General features: G+C 76.9%; 4 protein-coding genes and 1 pseudogene. All 5 read right to left on the bottom strand.

Annotated features, from left to right (window positions below; translation table 11 throughout):
• Positions 1 to 613, bottom strand: a 613-nt coding sequence (locus tag KME80_RS49640) for a PfkB family carbohydrate kinase (RefSeq protein WP_308126274.1), incomplete at its 3' end; no start/stop codon positions are given.
• A gap of 11 nt (positions 614 to 624) precedes the next feature.
• Positions 625 to 1173: a D-sedoheptulose-7-phosphate isomerase gene (locus KME80_RS49635; RefSeq protein WP_219520021.1), complete on the bottom strand. Its 549-nt coding sequence runs from the start codon at positions 1171 to 1173 to the stop codon at positions 625 to 627.
• Positions 1174 to 1175: 2 nt separating this feature from the next.
• Positions 1176 to 2363 carry a glycosyltransferase gene (locus KME80_RS49630; RefSeq protein ID WP_219520018.1) on the bottom strand — a complete coding sequence of 396 codons (1188 nt, stop codon included), beginning with the start codon at positions 2361 to 2363 and terminating at the stop codon, positions 1176 to 1178.
• Positions 2360 to 3475, bottom strand: coding sequence for a glycosyltransferase family 9 protein (locus KME80_RS49625; protein ID WP_219520015.1), 1116 nt, complete (start codon positions 3473 to 3475; stop codon positions 2360 to 2362). The genes KME80_RS49630 and KME80_RS49625 overlap by 4 nt, the downstream gene beginning before the upstream one ends.
• Positions 3472 to 3771, bottom strand: a pseudogene (locus KME80_RS51550) (hypothetical protein); the annotation flags it as partial. The pseudogene KME80_RS51550 and the gene KME80_RS49625, both read right to left, overlap by 4 nt.

Genomic DNA, 3771 nt, shown 5'->3' with positions numbered 1-3771 from the left:
CCGGGGCGTCCAGCTCGCGCAGCAGCCGCCGGGCGGCCCGGTCGGGGCCGGGGTAGGGGCCGGGGCACAGGCCGCACGCCTCCGCCTCGCTCGGCGTGACCAGGGCGCAGCCCGCCGGGGGCCGCTCGCCCTTCGGGTGCGGGTCCCACACGACCGGCACGTCCACGCCCCGCAGCAGCTCCAGCGCGACCCGGGCGACGCCCCGGCCGTAGTCGGCGACCAGCACCGCGCCCGCCCCGGCGACCGCCTCGGCCGCCCTGGCGTGCTCGGGCGCCCGCCTGGCCCGGCCGTCGCCGGTGTCGATCCGCAGCAGCGTCTGGCCGCGCGACCTGATCCTCGTCTTGCGTACGGTGCCGCCGCGCAGCGGAAGGCGGACCAGCTCCAGCTCGTCGGCCAGCAGCCCGCACAGGCGGCGGCCGGCCGGGTCGTCGCCGATCGCGGTGATCAGCACCACGTCGGCGCCGTCGCGGGCGGCGAGCAGCGCCGCCAGGCCCGCGCCGCCGGGCCGGGCGCGCTCGGCGGCCACGTCCACCACCGGCACGGGCGCGTCGGGGCACAGGCGCTCGGTCTCGCCCTCGACGTCCACGTCGAGCAGCGTGTCCCCGATCACCACGAGCGGCCCCATCACAGCGCCTCTTCGACCGCGTCGCAGAGCATGTGGATCATCGCGAGGTGGACCTCCTGGACGGTCGCCATGTCGTCGAACGGCACGGCGACGGTCTCGTCGCAGACGTCGGCCAGCGGGTTCGGCGCGGGCCCGGTCAGCGCCCAGGCGAGGATGCCGGCCTCCTGCGCCGCCAGCGCCGCGTTGATCACGTTCGTGCTGCCGCCGCTGGTCGACAGGCACACCAGCACGTCACCGGGCCGGCCGTGCGCCCGCACCTGGCGGGCGTACACCTCGTCGGCGCCGTAGTCGTTGACGATCGCGGTCATCGAGGAGGTGTCGGCGTGCAGCGGGATCGCCGCGTACGGCTGCCTGTCGTCCTTGAACCTGCCGACCAGCTCGGCCGTCAGGTGCTGCGCCTCGGCCGCCGACCCGCCGTTGCCGCAGGCCAGCAGCCGGCCGCCGGCCGACAGCACGCCCGCCAGCTTGCCGCCCCAGGCGCGGACCGTGACCGCGTGGCCGTCGACCCGCGCCAGGGCGGTGCGGAGCTTCTCCAGATGCGTGTCCATGGCTACCCCCCAAGAGCGGCCAGACGGCGCGGCTGGCCGTCGATGACCTGCGTGTACACGGCCTCGGTCAGCTCGGCGACCCTCGGCCAGCCGTACCGGTCGCGGGCTCGGCGGGCTCCCGCCTCGCCCAGTTCGCGGCGCCTGTCCGGGTTGTCGAGCACGTCGCGCAGCGCCCTGGCCAGGGCGCGCGGGCGGCGCGGCGGCACGAGCAGGCCCGCCCCGGCCACCGTGTCCAGGTGGCCGCCGACGGCCGAGGCCACCACCGGCACCCCGCACGCCATCGCCTCCACCGGGACCATCCCGAACGGCTCGTACCAGGGCACCGCGACGAGCACGTCGGCCGAGCGCATCAGCGCCGGCACGTCCTCGCGCGGCACGCTGCCGATCACCCGCACCCGGTCGCCCAGCCCGTAGCGGCCGGCCAGGTCGCGCAGCCGCACCGCCTCCTCGTCGTCGGCCCGCCCGCCGGCGATCACCAGGTCGGCGTCCGGCAGCCTGCGCAGCGCCGCGATCACCGTGTCGACGCCCTTGCGCGGCACCAGCCGGCCGATGCTGAGCACCAGCGGCCGCCCGTCGCGCGGCGCGACCGGCCCGTCCGGGCGGAACTCGTCCACGTCCACCCCGCACGGCACCACGGTGATCCGCCGCTCGGGCACGCCCATCGCGCGCAGCTCCAGCACCTCGTCCCGGCAGGTCGCCAGGATCGCGTCGGCCCGCTCGCCGATCTCGCGCTCGGTGGCGATCCGGTGCGCCGGGCTGGTGTCGGCGCCGCCCTGCCAGCGCCGCTTGACCGTGCCCAGCGCGTGGAACGTCTGCACCACCGGCACCCCGTCGGCGGCCTCCAGCGCCGCCTGCCCGCTCATCCAGAAGTGCGCGTGCACCACGTCCGGCCGGCGGCGCGCCCACCGCTCGGCCAGCCGCTCGGTGAACTCCGGCATGTACGGGGGAAGCTCGTCCTTGGGCACCGGGGCGAGCGGCCCCGCCTGGACGTAGGAGACCGTGACGCCCGGCGCGAGCGGCACCGAGACGGGACGGACGGGATCGGACCGGCGGGTGTGCACGACCACCGAGTGGCCGCGCCCGGCCAGCGCCACGGCCAGCGCGGCGACGTACACGTTCTGGCCGCCCGAGTCGACGCCGCCCACGGCGGCCAGCGGATCGGCATGCTCCGAGATGAGATCGATCTTCACTGCGCCAGCTCCCTTACTGCCTTGACCACCTGCTCACTCGTCACCTCTGACAGGCACGGATGCCCGGGTACCGGGCACAGGCGCGCCCTGCTCGCGCGGCAGGGCGCCTGCTGGTCACCGAGAAGCACCACCGGCACGCCGTACGGAGCCCAGCGGGCGGCCGGGACGACGGGAGCGAACAGGCTGACGACCGGGGTGCCGACCGCGGCCGCCAGGTGCGCGGGGCCCGTGTTGCCGGCCACCAGCACCGACGCGCCCTCGATCACGGCCGCCAGCTCGGCGAACGTCGTCCTGCCGCCCAGGTCGGCGGCGACCTGGTGGGCGACGAAGGCGGTGAGCTCGCGTTCCTTGCCGGTGACGACGACGCGATGCCCGTCGTCGACCAGCTCCTTCACGGTCTGGCGGTGCCTTTCTGCGGGCCAGGACCGGGCGGGGGCGGTGGTCCCCGGGTGCACCACGACATACGCGCCTTTGCCGGCAACGCCGCCGGCGCTCAGTGCCTGCCCGATCTGGCGGCTCATATCCGGAAGTGGCCGCCGAACTGCGAGTCTGCCGTCGTCGCCGGGCGCGAGTTCGAACCCGGCGGCGCGGGCCAGTTCGAGCATCCGCTCGGCCTCCGGCACGTCCTGGCTCTCGTCCACGACGTGACGCACGTCGAGCAGCGAGCCGGGGTAGTCGTTGCTGATCGCCGAGATGCGGCGCACCCCGGCCAGCCGCAGCAGCAGGGCCAGCGGCAGCGCCGACTGGTGGAAGGACGTGAGGATCAGCGCCTCGTCGATGCCGCGCACCCGCCGGACCAGCTCGTTCACCCGGTCGGCGTCCACGGCCGGCGGGTCGTGGTCGATCCACGGGGCCCGCCACTCGATCACCCGGTCCACCCCGGGCAACAGCTCGGCCGCCGCCCGGCCGTGCGGGCCGGCCAGCATCACCACCTCGCGGGCGCCCTCCCGGACCGCCCGCACGGCTGGTCCGGCCAGCAGCACGTCCCCGGCGTCGTCGAGCCGCGCGACCAGCACCCGGCCCCGGCCGCGCCGCGGCCCGCGGCCCGCCGGCTCGCTCTCGGCGGCCGGCTGTGCCTGCGGGCGGGCCCGTGACAGCACCGCAGCGCTCATCGCCGTACCCTCCATTCCCCTCGAAGCCGGTGCGCGCAGGCGACCGGCGGGATCACGACGCTGGTGACGGCCATCCGCGCCACCTCGGCGGGCGTCCGCGGGCCGGGCGCGATCCGCGCCCACGCGAACTCCGCCGTCATCGCCGCCCACCCCGCGGCCGCCGCCCCGGCCGCCCACGCCAGCTTGCGGCTCCCGTACGCCGCCCGGGTGGCGCGCCCGGTCGCGGCCGGCGTGCGGCGGACGGCGGGGAGCGCGGCGGCGGTGGCGGCCAGGGCGAGGGCCGTCAGGCCGAGGGC

This window comes from Nonomuraea ceibae, from assembly GCF_019396325.1.
Classification (GTDB): Bacteria; Actinomycetota; Actinomycetes; order Streptosporangiales; family Streptosporangiaceae; genus Nonomuraea; species Nonomuraea ceibae.
This window is presented reverse-complemented; position numbering and strand designations above follow the sequence as displayed.

Excerpts from the sequence above, each read along its gene's own strand:
- KME80_RS49635 (WP_219520021.1), bottom strand. The coding sequence starts at position 1,173 with ATGGACACGCATCTGGAGAAGCTCCGCACCGCCCTGGCGCGGGTCGAC.
- KME80_RS49625 (WP_219520015.1), bottom strand. The coding sequence starts at position 3,475 with ATGAGCGCTGCGGTGCTGTCACGGGCCCGCCCGCAGGCACAGCCGGCC.